Origin of the sequence: Vibrio sp. TMPB1044, assembly GCF_030442075.1 — a bacterium.
Taxonomy (GTDB): Bacteria; Pseudomonadota; Gammaproteobacteria; order Enterobacterales; family Vibrionaceae; genus Vibrio; species Vibrio satsumensis.
Map to the genome: position 1 here is coordinate 194629 of NZ_JAUJED010000025.1, position 16866 is coordinate 211494.

Annotated in this window: 13 protein-coding genes; 8 read left to right on the forward strand and 5 right to left on the reverse strand. The window is 45.1% G+C overall.

What is annotated here, in order from left to right:
• The first annotated feature begins 17 nt into the window (after positions 1–17).
• The 5 genes from QQ041_RS18920 to dsbD are packed head-to-tail and all read left to right on the forward strand — an operon-like array spanning position 18 to position 4991.
• The gene (locus QQ041_RS18920; protein WP_004732809.1) at positions 18–482 is read left to right on the forward strand and encodes a TlpA disulfide reductase family protein; all 465 of its coding nucleotides are present in this window, start codon (positions 18–20) and stop codon (positions 480–482) included.
• On the forward strand, positions 482–973 hold the full coding sequence (locus QQ041_RS18925) for a DUF4266 domain-containing protein (protein WP_285954801.1): 492 nt from the start codon (positions 482–484) through the stop codon (positions 971–973). The genes QQ041_RS18920 and QQ041_RS18925 overlap by 1 nt, the downstream gene beginning before the upstream one ends.
• 49 nt (positions 974–1022) lie before the next feature.
• Positions 1023–2249 (forward strand): DUF3570 domain-containing protein, encoded by a 1227-nt coding sequence (locus tag QQ041_RS18930; protein ID WP_285954802.1) that lies wholly within the window; start codon positions 1023–1025, stop codon positions 2247–2249.
• Entirely contained in the window at positions 2239–3198 is a 960-nt protein-coding gene (locus QQ041_RS18935) for an FAD:protein FMN transferase (protein ID WP_285954803.1), read from the forward strand. The genes QQ041_RS18930 and QQ041_RS18935 overlap by 11 nt, the downstream gene beginning before the upstream one ends.
• Complete coding sequence (gene dsbD, locus QQ041_RS18940; protein ID WP_285954804.1) at positions 3195–4991, forward strand: protein-disulfide reductase DsbD; 1797 nt, start codon at positions 3195–3197, stop codon at positions 4989–4991. The genes QQ041_RS18935 and dsbD overlap by 4 nt, the downstream gene beginning before the upstream one ends.
• 82 nt (positions 4992–5073) lie before the next feature.
• On the opposite strand, the gene QQ041_RS18945 is transcribed toward dsbD, so the two are convergent.
• Entirely contained in the window at positions 5074–6204 is a 1131-nt protein-coding gene (locus QQ041_RS18945) for a phosphotransferase (RefSeq protein WP_285954805.1), read from the reverse strand.
• 11 nt (positions 6205–6215) lie between these two features.
• On the reverse strand, positions 6216–6500 hold the full coding sequence (locus QQ041_RS18950; RefSeq protein WP_285954806.1) for a GNAT family N-acetyltransferase: 285 nt from the start codon (positions 6498–6500) through the stop codon (positions 6216–6218).
• 273 nt (positions 6501–6773) lie between these two features.
• Between QQ041_RS18950 and QQ041_RS18955 the strand changes: the two genes are divergently transcribed.
• Positions 6774–7520, forward strand: coding sequence for a flagellar brake protein (locus QQ041_RS18955; protein WP_146490227.1), 747 nt, complete (start codon positions 6774–6776; stop codon positions 7518–7520).
• A 173-nt stretch (positions 7521–7693) separates the two neighbouring features.
• On the opposite strand, the gene QQ041_RS18960 is transcribed toward QQ041_RS18955, so the two are convergent.
• Positions 7694–10054: a Lon protease family protein gene (locus QQ041_RS18960; RefSeq protein WP_285954807.1), complete on the reverse strand. Its 2361-nt coding sequence runs from the start codon at positions 10052–10054 to the stop codon at positions 7694–7696.
• 240 nt (positions 10055–10294) lie between these two features.
• On the opposite strand from QQ041_RS18960, the gene QQ041_RS18965 reads away from it, so the two are divergent.
• Together QQ041_RS18965 and QQ041_RS18970 are read left to right on the forward strand one after the other, a co-directional pair.
• The gene (locus QQ041_RS18965; protein ID WP_285954808.1) at positions 10295–10789 is read left to right on the forward strand and encodes a hypothetical protein; all 495 of its coding nucleotides are present in this window, start codon (positions 10295–10297) and stop codon (positions 10787–10789) included.
• A gap of 12 nt (positions 10790–10801) precedes the next feature.
• The gene (locus QQ041_RS18970) at positions 10802–12430 is read left to right on the forward strand and encodes an ABC transporter ATP-binding protein (protein WP_146490224.1); all 1629 of its coding nucleotides are present in this window, start codon (positions 10802–10804) and stop codon (positions 12428–12430) included.
• A gap of 200 nt (positions 12431–12630) precedes the next feature.
• Here QQ041_RS18970 and QQ041_RS18975 read toward each other — a convergent pair whose 3' ends face one another.
• Complete coding sequence (locus QQ041_RS18975) at positions 12631–13644, reverse strand: LacI family DNA-binding transcriptional regulator (protein WP_050643642.1); 1014 nt, start codon at positions 13642–13644, stop codon at positions 12631–12633.
• 94 nt (positions 13645–13738) lie between these two features.
• Positions 13739–16810, reverse strand: coding sequence for a GH116 family glycosyl hydrolase (locus QQ041_RS18980; protein ID WP_285954809.1), 3072 nt, complete (start codon positions 16808–16810; stop codon positions 13739–13741).
• Between the last annotated feature and the right edge of the window lie 56 nt (positions 16811–16866).

The window sequence follows — 16866 nt, forward strand, 5'->3', positions numbered from 1 at the left end:
ACAATATGGAGAAAAACATGTTTACACGAGCCCTAGCACTATTGGCGCTGTGCCTTTCTTTACCTGCATTGGCTTATCAAGAAGGGGATTCGTTGTCGCCAGACGTCATAGAAAAACTTCAACTCAACAAGGATGAACTGACCATTGTCGACTTCTTTGCAGAGTGGTGCGTGTCTTGCCGTGAAGAGCTACCAGAAGTCAATCAACTCTACACCGAACTCAAAGGCACAGGCGTCACGTTTAAAGGCGTTGATGTGGATGAAGATGTTGAGGTTGGCTTGGAGTTTCAAAAACAACTCGGACTGGAGTTCCCTGTTGTTAACGACCCTGAACAAGCGTTGATCGCAGAGTTTAAACCTATCGGCATGCCTGCGCTTTACTACATCTACCAAGGCAAGGTTATCAAGATTCGTTTTGGTGCCATTAACCACATTAGTGATGTGATTACTGATGACCTCACCAAGATGGGAGTGCAACTGTAATGTTAATCAAAGTCACCCTTGTTGGGCTACTCGCTATTCCAATGACGGCTAATGCCACGCTAGAACTCGACCTCAGTGGTCTGGGCAAAAAGCCCGTTGAGCAACAAGCCACTGACAAAAACGAAGGTCCTATCGTTGAAGAAGAGATCATCTCCAGCACCGTTTATTCAAGTGGCGGTGATTATTCCAACCCGGAAGCGAAACGTGCAACCAGACGAAACATTGAGATGGTTAAACCCAAGGCAAAGCAACTGGTTATCGAACAGAAAGCACCTGAAGTGAGCAACAAACCTTCTGCTCTGGCTTTTGTTGATGAGTTCCTTGGTATTGAACCAATAAAGCCTTGGGAAAAAGGCACATTGGCTCAAAAAGAGATGAAACCCGGTGGCCCGGTGCCTGAATTCGACGTCTTTTCTGAAAAGGTCTTCGCTTACAAACAAGGTTCCGTCGGCGGCAGTGGCGTTGGTGGCGGAGGTTGTGGTTGTAACTAACCGCTCCTTCAACGAATAAATCAGTACTTCAAAACAAAATAAGAAAAAAATGAAAAAACTACCAATTACGCTGCTGAGTGCAGCGGCAGTGGCTAACGTGGCATTAGCTGAAGATCATATCTCCGTTCATTACCTTAGCTATGAGGAATACGATGACAGAGTATCAGCCAATGACACCATGGTTTCGATTGAGAAAAGTATCGGCTTAGATTGGACACTCAACGCAGAGATAAGCTACGACAGTGTTTCCGGAGCCTCACCAGCATGGGGGCCGACGACACCTCCCGCTTCCAATGCCGATCAGATCAATCGCGCTTTAAAAACTCAACAAGCACAAGACAAAACCAACGAAGTGATTCGTGCGGGTTACGATCCTCACCGCAGCGGTTATGAAATCCAAAAAGTAGGACTTGAAGACACCAGAAAGTCCATCAGCTTAAGCGCGACCTATCGCGACACCTTACGTAACGAATGGACACTCGGTGGTAACGCTTCACAAGAAGAAGATTATGAAAGCCTTGGTATCAATGGCAAAGGTTTAGTCTATGCCGACAGCACGAAAAACCGTTCGTACAGTCTGGGTGGCTCAGCCCTTTTCGATAAGACTCAAGCGTTCGGCAAATACTCATTGGGCTCATCCAACAGCCAGAGCTGGGAAGATATTTTCACTGGTAGCTTGGAAGCTGGGTTATCACAAACCTTCACGCCTAATTTATATAGCATTTTTACGGCTTATGCGGGTTACCGCAGTGGCTATTTAAGCAATCACTATTTAACGGTTCTGCGTGAAGTCGATATCAATGACGACGGTAAAATCGATGATGACGAAGTGTTCTTAGGGCAAGACTCTCGACCAGACACACGACTCTCTGGCGGTATTAATCTCCAAGCCTTTTACTCATTGTCCGATAGCCTAAAAATCCGACCAAGATACAAATGGTTTATGGATGATTGGGGCGTAATGTCTCACCAGTTAGGCGGCAAATTATCTTGGCGAGTGAGTGAATGGTTAACGTTGGCACCGGGCTATTTCTGGTACACGCAAGATGCGGCCGATTTCTATCGCGACCCAAGTAGTGCCGATCCTTCTTTTGCTTCATCAGGCTACGCAACTTCAGACCTTCGCTTAGGTAACTTCACGGCCAATGCCTATGAACTAGGGGCGAGTATCAAGGTACATAAGAAATTACGCTTAAATGCGCTTGCTGCATATTACGAACAGAGCAACGGTTTTGAAGCGCAATGGTGGGCGGTTGGAGCAACCTATGAGTTCTAATCTACCCTTTGTGCACCGCTTTAATGCGATGACAGTGCCGTGTGAAGTGCAAATCCTGTCGATTGATTTAGCGAACTTTCCAGAGGCAAGTACAAAAGAAATCGCCGATGAGATAGAGCAAAACACTCGCCGTTTAGAAGACAAATATAACTTCTATTGCGACGATTCGTGGCTAACACAATGCATTAATCAACGAGCGTCATGTGATGTCGAACTCGACCCTGAATCTGCCGAGGTTTTCCAACACCTCGACCGATTAAGTCAACTGACGTTCGATACCTTTGATACTACGGTCGGCAGCATCAAACATCTTTTAAAACAGAAGCCGAAGATGTTGCACAGTCACGCCTTCCAAGCACTGTCTTCAGCTTTGGGGAAGCAAGCGTGGGAGCTGAAAGGAGCAATGGATCTAAAAAGAACCGTCGATCTACAAGGAATCATCGATTTACAAGGGACAAGGCTACACGTCCCTGATTCACGTACTCGCTTCGACTTTGGCGGCGTCATCAAAGAGTACGCCGTTGACCAAGCGGTAGCGATCGGCAAACAGCTCGGCGCGACGTCGATGTTAGTGAATTTTGGCGGTGACATCTATGCGTTGGGAACCAAACCGGATGGCTCGGCATTTAACATTGCTGTCTTAGACCCAAGAGACAACAAGACCCCATTTTTCGCCGTTCCGTTAACGAACGCAGCGCTCACGACTTCGGCTCACAGTGAACGCCAAGTGCAATTTGGTGACAAGGCCACCTCTCATATTCTGTCGAAACAGGATGTTGAAAAGAAAATCATGTCTGTTACTGCTATCGCGTCGTCCACATTGGAAGCGGGCGTGCTCAGCACTTCTCTGACACTGAACCCCAATATTTCGGTGCCCGAAGACAGCGCTGTTATTTACATCGACGATCAATTACACATTCACCAAAACACGGAGTTCCTTCATCCATGAAGTGCTACCTACTTACGTTAATTCTATTATTTAGCGGATTGTTACATGCTCAAGAAAACGAGTTTCTTCCCGTTGAAGAGGCCTTCCCTGTTACATGGAAAGCCACAGACCAAGGCGCGGTCATCAGCTTTGATACCCACAAGGGTTACTACCTGTATCAATCTCGATTTTCGTTCAAAGGGGAGTCGTCATTATCAACGTTAGAACCGAGTTATTCGCAGTCAGGTGAAGAGAAAGAGGACCCTAACTTTGGTAACGTCATCGTGTTTCACGAGCCCGTTACCGTTACTGTTCCTTACTCGGGAAGTGGCAAACTCACCGTGCGTTATCAAGGCTGCGCAGACAAAGGACTTTGTTATCTGCCGCAAAAGTTAGTGCTCGATTTACCGATGCTCGAAACCGTAGCTGAAGCACTTGTCGAGGAGCAATCAAACTCTCTGGTTCAAACCTTAGGTGAGATCAGTGAAGATACCAATAGCTTATCTTCGTTCCTATCCCAAGCGGGCAAGTTACAAGCACTACTAGTATTCTTCCTACTTGGATTAGGTTTATCACTGACCCCATGTGTACTGCCGATGATTCCAATCTTAGCCAGTATCATCGGTGGCGAAAAAGCGATGACAGGCAAAAAAGGTGCGGCACTCTCCAGTTCCTATGTTCTGGGTATGGCGACCAGCTATGCCATGACGGGGATCTTAGTCACCACCTTGGCAAAAGGCGTCAACCTGCAAGCCGCGATGCAACAGCCTTGGTTGTTAAGTAGCTTTGCAGCGGTTTTTGTTCTGCTCGCATTGGCGATGTTCGGATTCTATGAACTCCAACTGCCTGCCGCCCTGCAGCAAAAGCTCAACAGCGGCTCAGACAAGCTTGGAGGCGGTAAGATCGCCAGTGTCTTTGCCATGGGCGCAATATCAGCCTTGGTTGTGTCACCTTGTGTCAGTGCTCCATTGGCTGGTGCGTTGCTGTACGTCTCAACAACTCAAGATTGGATGTTTGGTGGGGCGACTCTGTTCGTTATGGCGCTTGGTATGGGCATACCGCTTATCGCTATCGGCGCAAGTGGCGGGCGTTTGCTATTAAGAAGTGGCGCATGGATGGTTTCAGTTAAGCAAGTATTTGGCGTGCTGCTATTGGCTGTTGCTATCGTGCTATTAAGCCGCTTTGTCGCTCCATCGATCATTATGATCTTATGGGCGCTGCTCGCCATCGCTTCTGGTGTACATTTCGGTGCTTTAGAAGCTGCACAACCAGGTTGGGCTCGTACTCGTAAGTTCTCTGCTTTGCTACCACTGAGTTACGGTCTCATTCTATTTGTCGGATTCTTCTTAGGTAATACCGATCCTCTGAACCCACTTAAAAACAGGGAGTCAGTCCAATCCATTGCGATCACTCCCTTTGAAAAAACAGACTCTGTTATTCAGCTAGAACAACAGTTGAAGACCGCAGCGAGCAGCGACCAAAAGGTGCTAGTCGACCTTTACGCAGATTGGTGTGTGTCTTGTAAAGTGATTGAAACTAATGTGTTTAATGACCAACAAGTAAGTCAAAAGCTTAAAGAGTGGAAGACAATAAAACTTGATGTGACAGAAAGCTCTCCAGAGCAAATGACGTGGCTCAATGATAAGAATGTATTTGGCCCTCCAGCGATTTTCTTTTACTCACCCGCCAGCGGTGAAATAGAGCCTGCGCGAGTAATGGGGGATATTGATAAAGAGGGGTTCAATAACAAACTCAAACTTGCCAATAAGCTCGCTTACACACGAACGATAGAAGCTGATAGCCTAACGAATTAAAAACACACGCTAGATAAAATCAAAATCGCCCAATCATAAATTGGGCGATTTTTTCTTTTGTGGTTTACATATATGAGGCAATTTATTCTGGGCTTTCTAGCTGCTCAATCACCGTTTGAGTCAATTGCTCAGTATACGGATTGATCTTCCAGTGTTCTGGGCTCCACCCTTTTACGAAACGTTGGAAGTCAGCCCACGCCACGTAAAACATGGGGCGCCATGCTTGTTCGACATCACCAAACGAAAGCTGCGGCTGATAGTACGTCAATGCCTCTTCCAAGTATCGGAAGTATGTCTCTAACATATGTGACTCAAGTTCAGCGCAATCTTGCGGCCTCACAGCACTGCTCATAAACAGAGCCACGTCTTTCATCGCACATCCGTGACCGACGTACTGGAAATCGACTGCAGCGACTTTTTCACTCTCAGGATCAAAGCAGAAGTTGGCGAGCTTGGCATCACCATGCACTAAGGTTGGATATGGACACTCTCGGAGTATGCGGTCGATGTGCTGTGCTTGGTGCTTTAATTGTAAATCGGACAATGCGTTCAGCTCATCAGGGCGTGTGTCTAAATGCCAGTATGTACCCACTTGCCACAATGAGGCTGATTGTTCTTGATCTGCATTGATGTGCTTTGCGTGAAAGTTAGCGAGCCATTTAAGGCAAGCATCGCGTTGTTTCTGCTCTTCTAGAGTGTAAGCAGACGCCAGTTCAGACTGAGTATCTTTGGTTGCCAGATCGTCAGAAACAGCAAGCACATCAAATTGAGAGGTTAACGGAAAACCGATATCCGCTAAGTCTTGCATCACAATCAGCCATTCGTTCTCTTGCAACTCACATTGCAGCCCAACAGGTACGGGGCAACGCTCATCCCATTCTTGAGTGAACGATTGATACCATTCCGTCTCAACTTGATAAGAGTGCACCTTGCGTTGGTGAGAGAGTTTGGTGTTCCAACCCTTTGGGTGTTCGGCTTTATCTGGCAATGCGACATGTTTAACAATCACACTCTTGAGTTCAGCACTGTTTTCTTGAGAAAAGACCAAGCGAACTAACTCGCCATACCCGCCCCACAGGCTTTGAATCACTTGGACACCAAACCCTTGGTTAAAGCCAAGTGAGACGGCAATTTTTTGATAGAGTTCCGACTGATTTTTATCTGAGCTAGTTTGAAGTTGAGCTCGATTATTCGACGATATTGATTGAGACATATTACTCGTTGTTATGCTTTGTCGGATAGAAGATGTGACCACTGTGGCTGCCTATTCATATAGTGAACAACATAGCTACAAACCGGCACAATTTTGAAGCCCGCTTGTTCAATTTCGGGCAAAACCGACTCCATCATCACCTTACCAAAGCCCTTGCCTTGCAGCTCATCAGGAATGCGTGTCGAGGTGATATGTAGTACATCTCCGTCCTTTTTATACTTAACGACTGCGAACTGGTCGGGTTCTAGCTCAACCGTGAGCTGGTTCACTTCTTGATCCCATTTTACTGCCTGCATTCTCAACTCCTGCAAATAATTGATACGACAAACAATAAAAGTTTGAAGTATGAGTTCCTTGTAATAGACTAACGCAAGTGCATATAAATAAAACTAAGTACTTACAAACACAGTAAATAATTTAGTGCAATCGGCTTAATATAAAATCAGCAATGATAAAGGCACTCTATAAATCTATGTGAGTACGTCCACTAAATCTAGCACGTAATAACCCCTTGTTAGCAAGCTACCAATATAACTAACAGACGCATGTTGGCGCATGGAGAACCTATAATGAACGCACCCCTGAAGAAGCCTTTGGAGCATAATCAGGCACTTCAAGACCCTCGTAATCGCACCGTTTCCACCATCAATAGCACTGATGCGCTAGCGATGATTGAGCACGGCAGTGAACTGACATTAAATGTCTCAACTCCCGTTGGCACTAAGTTTCTCGCCACCACCAAATTTATCGGTACGCACAGTGATAATTGTATTGTGGTTGAGGTTCCTGATGTATCCAATGAAGATCTGAACTTTTTCTTTCAAGAAGGTTTTTGGATGACCGCTCGGGCTTATTCTCTACGAGGTGAAGGTGCGCTTATCCACTTTAGAAGCCAAATTCACCACAAGATTGGTGAACCCTTTCCTATTCTTGTGCTGTCTACACCAAGCACGATGCAAGTGACTCAGCTGCGTAAAGAGACACGCTATGAAGTGAATTTAGCTTCAAGAATCATCTTCAACGACCAACGAGCAAACTGCGAGATAAGAGACTTATCGAAAAGTGGCTGTCGCTTTGTGACCTCACCGACCTCTCGTGCGATTCAGATTGCCGATCGAGTGTCTATTGAGATAACTCCTGAGAATTACAACGGTCCGCTGATTCCGCCATTGCGAGGCATTATCTGTAATCTGCAAAAATCGACGCACTACGCTCGATACGGTGTTGAATTTGATGATATTGGCCGAGCTAACGCCAAACACTTATTGGCAAAGTTGAAGTTCGATGGCACCAAGCTCTGCTTACGAAACGGTTAACGCCTTTTAAGACGCGACTTTCTCCGAATACCGTAAGCTGACCAAAAACAAATGGCTCCTAGCGAGCCAAACCTCAACAAATAAAAAAGCCATCGACTCTAAAATCGATGGCTTTTGTGTTCTAGCTATTTGTTTAACTGTTTATCTAAGCATTAAACTAATTAGCTATACGGTTATTTACGCAGTGCGTTCAGTTTAGCTTGCGCGATACCAAAGATAGTATCGATTGGGTAGCTCCCCTCATCACTAGCCTCACCAGCAGCTTTACCTGTGAACAGTTCAATCGCTTCTGTTACATGGTCGATGGCCCAGATGTTGAACTCTCCCTTTTCAACCGCTTTGACGATGTCGCTGCGCAGCATCAGGTTATGAACATTCGAACGCGGGATGATCACACCTTGCTCACTTGAACGACCTTTAATTTCACACACATCAAAGAAGCCTTCGATCTTCTCGTTCACGCCACCAATTGGTTGAGACTCACCAAACTGGTTCATCGAGCCAGTAATTGCGATATCTTGACGGTTTGGCTGCTTAGAAAACGCCGACACCACCGCACAGAACTCGGCCATACTCGCACTGTCACCATCGACGCCACCATACGATTGCTCGAAGGTGATGTTAGTGGTAAGCGGTACTTTCGCTGTCTTACCAAACACAGAAGAAAGATAAGCCGACAAGATCATCACACCTTTCGAGTGAATACTGCCACCTAGGTCGACGTTTCTTTCGATATCAATTACTTCGCCGTCACCGTAAGCCGTGGTAGCCGTGATTCGGTTCGGCGCGCCAAACATATGGTCAGTTGTACTTAACACAGACAGAGCATTGACCTGTCCAACCGCTTCACCATCCACATGGATTAGCGTTGTACCATTAGTGAAGGTTTCCATCACGCTGTCTTGCAGTCGTCCGACACGCATCTGTTGGTTCGATAGCGCTTGGTCGACGTGTGTTGCACGAATCAGGTTCGATTTTGATCCTCTAGCCACGTAGTTTGACTCACGAAGCAGGTTAGCAATGTGTGCTGAGTGCAGGGAAAGCTTGCCTTGGTCACCCGCCTGACGAGAGCTGTGCTCAATGATGCGAGCAATCGCTTTACGGTCACAATGCAGCATATTGTTGTCATGCACGATGCTCGAAATGAAACGCGCGTAATGCATTTCAGAGTCGGGAGTACGCTTCATCTCATCTTCAAAATCGGCTGTCACACGGAACAGTTCACCAAACTCCGCATCGTAGTGTTGCAGAAGCTGGTAAGTTCGGTAATCACCAAACAGAATGATCTTAACGTCCAATGGAATAGGCTCAGGATCAAGCGATACCGCCCCCGTTAAGGTCACCTCTTTCTCTAGTGAAGTGAAACTCAATTGACGTGAACGCAGCGCTCGCTTCAAGCCTTCCCAAACGTACGGCTGTTCAAGTACCTTGACCGCATCCATCAACAGTACGCCGCCGTTTGCTCTGTGCAAGCTACCTGCGCGAATCAATGAAAAATCAGTAAATACGGTACCTTTAAAGGTCGCGGTTTCCACATGGCCAAACAGAGAGTGGTAATTCGGATTCTCCTCTACCACGATCGGCATCGCTTCCTCTTTCTGGCTCACAATCACATTGACCTTGTAGCGACGCGGCATTTTCTTATCCAAAGAGGCCGTTGCAACTTCGGCTTGCTCTGTGCTCTCTTCTAGGAAAATATCGGCGTTATCAACAATATCCTTACGTAATGCCGTGAGATACTTCTTGATCTCTGGATATTGACTGTAATCCTGCTTCAACTGCTTGATAAAGTGAGTAATCACATCTCGCGCCGTATCATCATTTAGCTTTTGAATTTTCTCTGTGTACGTCTCTTCAAGCTCAGTCAATTCACGAGAAATGGTTCGCAGTCCGACTTCCAATCCATCAATGGTTTTATCAAATTGATCTTGCTCTTCCGGCGACAGTAGATCGAAGCTCTCTTCGGTATGGAGCTCATCACCATTCATTGCCACGAACTGGTAATCACCCTGAGTGGTGATCGTCAGGTTGATACCTTTATCTTTCGCTTCTTGGCTAATGCTTTCTAACGCGGCTTGTTGCTTAGCTGCTAATTGGTTTTTAAGCCTGTCAGCACGGCTAAAGTACATCTCGTTATCAAACGCTAGAGGCATACCTTTTAGCAACTTACGCATCAATTTTTCAATATCTTGCTTTAAGCTGCTGCCTACGCCACGAGGCAATTTCAGTACCTTAGGTGTACGAATATCTTCGAAGTTCGCGATATAACACCAATCAAAAAGCTCCTGCACTTCTTGAGGGTGACGGTTTAGATAGCGCAAGATCATGGTGCGTTTACCCAGACCATTTCGCCCTATCGCATAAATGTTGTAACCCTTTTCCTTAATTGACATCGCGAACTCAACGGCTTTTTGTGCCCGTTCCTGTCCGACGATTTCGTCAATTGGAGCCAGTTCTTTGGTCGACTTACATGGTAGCTTGTCTAATTCCGCTACCTGATACAGTTGTTCTGTATTGAGCCTTTGCATCGCCATCGCCGCCTCCTTAGTCCTTCATTACTTGGGTGTAGATAAAATCAGTGTAGATGTAATTTCCTACAAATTTAGTGACTTACGCTACACAGCTGTTCAACCGAACAAATAACACACAATTTAAGCCATATTTAGGAATAGCCCGTCATTTAATTCACCAACTTAACATGTGAATGATTTTAATTTGCAATTGATAATAAATATCATTAACATTTTAAAATATTATAAATTGAGGATGTGGATATGGAAATTGAACGATGCTGGATGCACTACCTAAAAGCTGAACAGTTAATGGAACAAGGCCACTGGCCCGAAGCACAGCGCCTCTATGGTGATGTTCTGACCTCTCTTCCTCATCACATCCAAGATGCCGCATACCAAAGCGATATCAAACCCTGCCAATTTGCATGCCTGCTTGCTGGGTTGAGGGACGCAAGTGTCGCTCAATCCGAGATACTCAACCGCTTAGGTCTGCATCAACAAGCCTTCGATACCTTGAATCAATCTTACGCGCTGATGCAATTTATCTCTCTTGAGAACACTGATCTGATTCAACGTACCTTTGGGTTACTGGAAAAGCAGAGCGAAGATTTACTCAATCACCTGATCGCTTTTTGCAGCGCTCAGCGCAGTTCGCACTGGATGCTCGAACTAGAACAAATACAACGTGCTCATCACCATTTTGGGCAACTTAAAACAACGTCAGAAGTTCAATCTTCACCTAATGTCTTAAATTGATAAGGATATATCATGTCGGACCGGGCCATACTTAAAGTCAATAACCTCTCCGTTAGCTTCACCACCAATGATGGAATCATTGATGCGGTCAAAAAGGTTAACTTTACCCTTAACTCAAGCGAAACCTTGGCCATTGTTGGTGAATCAGGTTCAGGTAAATCCGTCTCTTCCAACGCGCTTATGCGTTTGCTTCCTGATAACGCGATTATCGATCAACAATCAGAAATCGAGTTTGAGGGACAATCGATTCTAGGAAAGACTGAGCGAGAAATGCAGTCAATTCGTGGCGATAGAATCGGCATGATCTTTCAGGAGCCAATGACCTCTTTGAATCCATACCTGCGTGTCGGTACTCAAGTGGCGGAAGCCATTATGTGTCACCGTAAGGTATCGAAATCAAAAGCAAAACAGCGTGTGTTAGAGCTGTTCAACCTTGTGCATTTACCTATGCCAGATCAGGCTTACACCAAGTACCCCCATGAATTTTCAGGTGGTCAGTTACAGCGCATCATGATCGCAATGGCACTGATTAATGAACCGGATATTCTGATTGCGGACGAACCGACGACAGCACTCGATGTAACGGTTCAAGCTGAAGTGCTCTCTCTTATCAAAGAGATACAAGGCAAGATGGGGATGGCTATTTTGTTCATCACCCATGATCTCGGTGTAGTGAAGCACTTTGCTGACCGTGTGCTGGTGATGTGTAAGGGTGAATTGGTCGAGGAAGGGCTTACTCAAGAGCTATTCGATAGCCCTAAACACGATTACACACGTATGCTAATTAACTCAATTCCGAAAGGCGCGAAAGTTCCTGTTGAGGCATCCGCACCTGAACTGCTTTGTGCAGAAGATATTCGCGTGAAGTTCTTGATCAAATCTCACTTTATCCAAAGTAAGAACCAGTACTTCGAAGCGGTTAAAGGCATTTCGTTGAAACTGAAACAAGGTGAGACTTTAGGTATTGTGGGAGAGTCTGGTTCAGGAAAATCAACCCTTGGACGCGCATTGATCGGCTTGCTGCCAAGCAGCGGACGTATTGTTTACAAGGGCCAAGACGTGAGTTTATTAACCGATAAAGAACGTCACAAGCTTAAGAAAGATGTGCAGATGGTGTTCCAAGACCCTTATGGTTCTTTATCACCACGTATGACGGTTGGGGAGATCATCACGGAAGGCTTAACGGTGCATCAACCTCACTTGTCAAAACAAGAACGTTTAGAAAGAGCGCGTAAAGCACTGATTGAGGTTCGCTTAGAGCCAAACTCAATTAACCGTTACCCGCACGAATTCTCTGGCGGACAAAGACAGCGTATCGCGATTGCTCGTGCGTTGATCCTTGAGCCATCTTTCATCCTGTTGGATGAACCGACGTCAGCACTCGACCGCTCAGTACAACTGACCGTGATTGACCTACTGAAAGATATTCAAGCGAAGCACAATATTGGCTTCCTGTTCATTAGTCATGACCTCTCAGTAGTGAAAGCACTTTCAGATCGTGTATTGGTGATGCAGAAGGGTGAAGTGATGGAAGAAGGCTCTGCTGAAGAGATTTTTAATGCGCCGAAAAACGACTACACCAAGAAACTCATCGCTGCGTCATTCGATTTAGAAAATAATTCGGAAAAAAATGCAGCTTAAAGGGAACTAATCAAGATTAACAGCGTCTTATAGATACATTCTGAAAAAGCATCTAATGGATTGCACTCTAGAATGGATATAGCAAAACTGGTTTGGCCGCCAAAAGAGAAATGTCGCATGGATGCGACATTTTTCGTTTCTGAAGGGAAATAATGTGCCTTTCAACGTCATCCCCTAAGACTCAATCACTTCAACATCAACTAGCGATACAGAGACTTGGTCGATTCTCTGACGATTAAATCAATCGGTGGTAGTCGTGCTTCATGTCTTTCACCCGACAACAAATTCAAAATAGACTGAGCACACACCTCTCCAATCTCTTCAATCGGCTGTCTCAAAGTCGTTAACGCCGGCGTGAAATACTTCGACGTAGGCAAGTCATCAAAGCCAATCACTGACACGTCTTCTGGCACTTTGTAGCCGTGATCATGGAGCGCCTTAATCGCCCCATAAGCCGTTTGGTCATTGGCGGCAAACAGAGCAGAGAAGTGAATCTTAGATTCGATTAATTCCACGGTTTTCTCATAGCCAGTTTCACTACTGAAATCCCCTTGCTTGACGAGCTTTGGCATCACCTTGATGCCCGCCTCTTGGAGTGCTTTTTTATAGCCTTCGAAGCGGTTACCTGCGTCAGGTTGGCTCGAAAGGCCCTTAATATGAGCAATGTTCACATGCCCTTGTTGCAATAAGTGAAGCGTCGCCATGTAACCACCCAACACATTATCAATGTTAATTGAGCGAACATTATCTGCAACCATGTCATAGCCCACCGCAACAACCGGAATGTCTTGCGCATACTTAGCGATGTCCTCTTTGGTAATGCTGCCTGTCACAATGATCATGCCATCGACATTACTCTTAGCTAAATACTCCAAGGCATGTATTTCGAGCTTTTTTTGCCAATGCCCGGTAGCTATCACTAACGAATAGCCTTGAGCTATCAGGGTTTTCTCCATGTCGTTAAGAATACGACTGGTATAAGGGCTATCAGGATGCTGCACCAATACACCAATCGTTAATGAACGGCGATTAATGTTTTCCTGCATTTGAAAATTCGGCTTGTAGCCGGTGTCTTTGATTGCCTGCTCGATATTCTGGCTTTTATCATCCGACACATAGGTTGTTCGATTAAGAAAACGAGAAACCGTGCTTGGAGAAACGCCAGCTAGCCTCGCTACATCGTATACGGTGGTTTTTTTAGTTTTAGTGCGCATCTCAATACCCTAACCCAATGACATTAAGGGGAGCCCTAAAGCTCCCCATCAGTTTCAACTCAACATTGCTTAAGGTGAAACTCATACTATTTAATTAATATAAGTAGGCGAAAATCATCCCCGGTCGGAAGTAGCGACCCGCGGTATATTTCAAACCTGTGCTCAGAAGCCACTTGTGAAGAACCGTAGCTTGATCCGCTGAAATTTCACCTTGTACCATATTAACAAATTTATCACTGTCTTTCGTCAAACTAGGATTAACCCGACCGTCAGACAGCACACAGTTTTGCAATTTAAGTGCATTAATCCACTTTTTCGCATCACTTTGTGACAATTTAAAAGACTCTGAAAGATCTTTCTCATCAAATGAGACTGAACAGTTGAACCCTTCTGGTGCGGCAAATGGAATTTTTGAATAGTCATACAGCGCGGTATACACGGTATCCATTAATGTTTCTGCTTGCTGCGATTTGCCCGCTAAACTCAACGCTGTCGCGACACTAAATTGCACGCCAATCCACACGTCTTGCGCCTGAAAAGCCTCATGTGGAGAACCATCCGCGAGCGTCATATTCGCCACCCCAAGTTTAGGGCTGTTAATCTCGAAGTTATGTTTATAAACATAGTCCAATGCACGCTGAATGCGCTGTTGCGGGAAAATACCCTCTAGGCCAATCAGTTTGAGATAACTATCGGCAAGCAGCGCATCACCAAAGCTATTGTCTGAATCGGGTACCAACTCTAGATATTCTTGCGTGAAAGCTTGAGGTGCCGTCTCACTCAACAAACGTTTCTTGGAGACACGTTGAGCTACCTTACCGATGTTTATCGAAGTATCGGTTTGTAGATAGTCGTTAAGCATATTCTTATCAGCAATCGCATCACCCGTTAAAACCAACCCCAGAGTTTCCAAAGCTTGGTAGCCTTCACCGGTGAGATGCTTGGCTTGGACAGGCGTCACGAAGAAGTGGTAATAACCCTCTTTCTCATCCCACAAGCTCTGCTCAACTGTTGCTAATGCCTTTTTAGAACGTGTTAGGTAGTCCGAACCCAGATCGTTTTCACCCATTAATTGTGCAAGTTCACTCGCGGCTTGAAGGCCAGCAACCCAGAGGCTCGCACAGTAAATAGAGATACCGTGAGACGCAAGGTTGTCGAAGGTATCGTCAGTACCTCGAGTGAGTGGTAAATCATCACCATCTACAATCAAGTTCGACAAGAAATCGATGCTCTCTGTTACGGCTTGCCAGCACTCTTTAACCACTGACATATCTTGTGTGTTTTGGTAGTGACGGTACACCATCAGAATGTATTTCGGTGCTAAGTCCTTCCACTCCTTAACATTATGCCAGCTATATGCGTCAGGCTGAATGTCGAACGGGCTACCCAAATCGTGGATTACTGCACCTCGAATCGCACGCACACCTTGGTACTTTTCATCAATCAATTCAGCATTCGGTGTCGCTTCATATTCCCAGTAGCGGCGCTGAGTAAAGTCTTCGGCCAAAATCGCTTTTGAGAACTCTTTCATCACGCAGCCATCAAGTTCAGGTAGCAAATAGAGCAATGAAAATGATCCGTAGAAATACACATCCAAAGAGTTAAAGAATGGGTAATCAACACACTCTTTCACTAGGAACTTATCTTCTTTATCCCATACTGTTGATTCAGCAAGGAATGATAGTGAGTTCATCGCCATCGTCGCATAGCGCAGTGCTGATTCAGGCTGTGATATCTTACTCTGAGCTTGCTCTAGGAAAGCAGTCTGCTGCTCAACGAGCTTCTGCTCAATCACCTCAAGCTTTGGCAAGACATCTTCTAACATAGGTAAGGCAGGTTTAGCTTGAGGGTAGAATTGCGTATAAGCCTTCTCCGAGTTCCAGCCATTAAGCATCACTTTGCTATGTGCCATCACTTGTGCAAAACGCAGGTCTACAGACTCACCCGGCTCCAATTCAACCTGTACCACAACAAGTGCGCTCAATGCTTCGCGACCTGTGTAAATGCCAGTTTGGAATTCAGCGTTAGTGCGGCCGGTTTTCAATGCGAACTCGGTTTGCTGGGTCACTTTCGAAGTATAAAGCGTTGGCTTAACAGACACCGATACCTTGCCCGACTCCATCAAACGGTTTTCGGCTTGAACACCAAACACCACCTCACCCTCAATGTCACTTTGATAAGGGGACTGACTTGTGAGCTGAACACCAGTAAAACCGTAGCTTTCACCATTAAGCTTCACCGCTTGATGCTGCTGAACAATCGGGTTTTGAGACAAGGTACACGCCGAATCTTGAATCCCATCACGACCTTTCCGGTAGGTTGAACCGATCAAGTTTTGTAGAGGTTGAGCAAGAGTAATCACGCGTGTTTGCTGTGATTGGTTAGTAAGTTGGAAGTGGTTCCAGTGCATTGGCAAAGAACAGAGGCGTTTATCTTCCTTAACGATCGGCGAGACTACCTTTCGCTTTATATTAATACCATCAAAACTATTATATTGATATTCAGCTAATGGATATAAAGCCTTATATTCTATATCGCTACCATTAACACTTTCTATATCACTATTATTTCCCGCAGTTAGTGATAACTGTCTCGCTGTACCATTTATTAATAAACCATTAAAGAAATCTAAGGCTACATATAATTGACAATCAATCGATGATGAATCGGATTCAATTAATAATGTAGTCTTATTAGAAAACTCGACATTCCACTTTATAAAGTTATCTTTATTTTCTTTATAGAAATTACCATTTTCTAATGCGACACGAATAAGGTTAATTGCATTCGAAATATTTTCTTTATCTATCTTCTTTCCATCGAATAGCGCTGGGTAAAAATTCAGGTGCACACTAAGCTCTTGCTCGTTAAGAACTTGGAGCTTTTCAGTGGTCGGCACATCCATCACTGACGCATAAAAATCATTAAAATTAATAGCTTGTTGTGAGCAGTCGACAAATATCCCTGGAATGAAACTGAAGTTTGGCGTGTTGCCATTTGGCGTCAGTGTAAATGTATTACCGATACCACCGATTGCCATGCCGGTATTTTCTGGTGTCGTAGAAATTGGCGTGTACCAAGGTTGAATAAATTCAACTGCATCACCTTTTTTACACAGGTATTTTGAATTTCCTGAATAGCTTGTATATGGAATTTTATTATTCATTTTAAAACCGCCATTGAATATTTTTTTCTTCTTGTTAATATCTTTCAAAAATGGAG

Coding starts and splice junctions, on each gene's coding strand:
- QQ041_RS18930 (WP_285954802.1), top strand. CDS start 1,023: ATGAAAAAACTACCAATTACGCTGCTGAGTGCAGCGGCAGTGGCTAAC.
- QQ041_RS18945 (WP_285954805.1), bottom strand. CDS start 6,204: ATGTCTCAATCAATATCGTCGAATAATCGAGCTCAACTTCAAACTAGC.
- QQ041_RS18920 (WP_004732809.1), top strand. CDS start 18: ATGTTTACACGAGCCCTAGCACTATTGGCGCTGTGCCTTTCTTTACCT.
- QQ041_RS18925 (WP_285954801.1), top strand. CDS start 482: ATGTTAATCAAAGTCACCCTTGTTGGGCTACTCGCTATTCCAATGACG.
- QQ041_RS18960 (WP_285954807.1), bottom strand. CDS start 10,054: ATGGCGATGCAAAGGCTCAATACAGAACAACTGTATCAGGTAGCGGAA.
- QQ041_RS18935 (WP_285954803.1), top strand. CDS start 2,239: ATGAGTTCTAATCTACCCTTTGTGCACCGCTTTAATGCGATGACAGTG.
- QQ041_RS18950 (WP_285954806.1), bottom strand. CDS start 6,500: ATGCAGGCAGTAAAATGGGATCAAGAAGTGAACCAGCTCACGGTTGAG.
- QQ041_RS18975 (WP_050643642.1), bottom strand. CDS start 13,644: ATGCGCACTAAAACTAAAAAAACCACCGTATACGATGTAGCGAGGCTA.
- QQ041_RS18965 (WP_285954808.1), top strand. CDS start 10,295: ATGGAAATTGAACGATGCTGGATGCACTACCTAAAAGCTGAACAGTTA.
- dsbD (WP_285954804.1), top strand. CDS start 3,195: ATGAAGTGCTACCTACTTACGTTAATTCTATTATTTAGCGGATTGTTA.
- QQ041_RS18980 (WP_285954809.1), bottom strand. CDS start 16,810: ATGAATAATAAAATTCCATATACAAGCTATTCAGGAAATTCAAAATAC.
- QQ041_RS18970 (WP_146490224.1), top strand. CDS start 10,802: ATGTCGGACCGGGCCATACTTAAAGTCAATAACCTCTCCGTTAGCTTC.
- QQ041_RS18955 (WP_146490227.1), top strand. CDS start 6,774: ATGAACGCACCCCTGAAGAAGCCTTTGGAGCATAATCAGGCACTTCAA.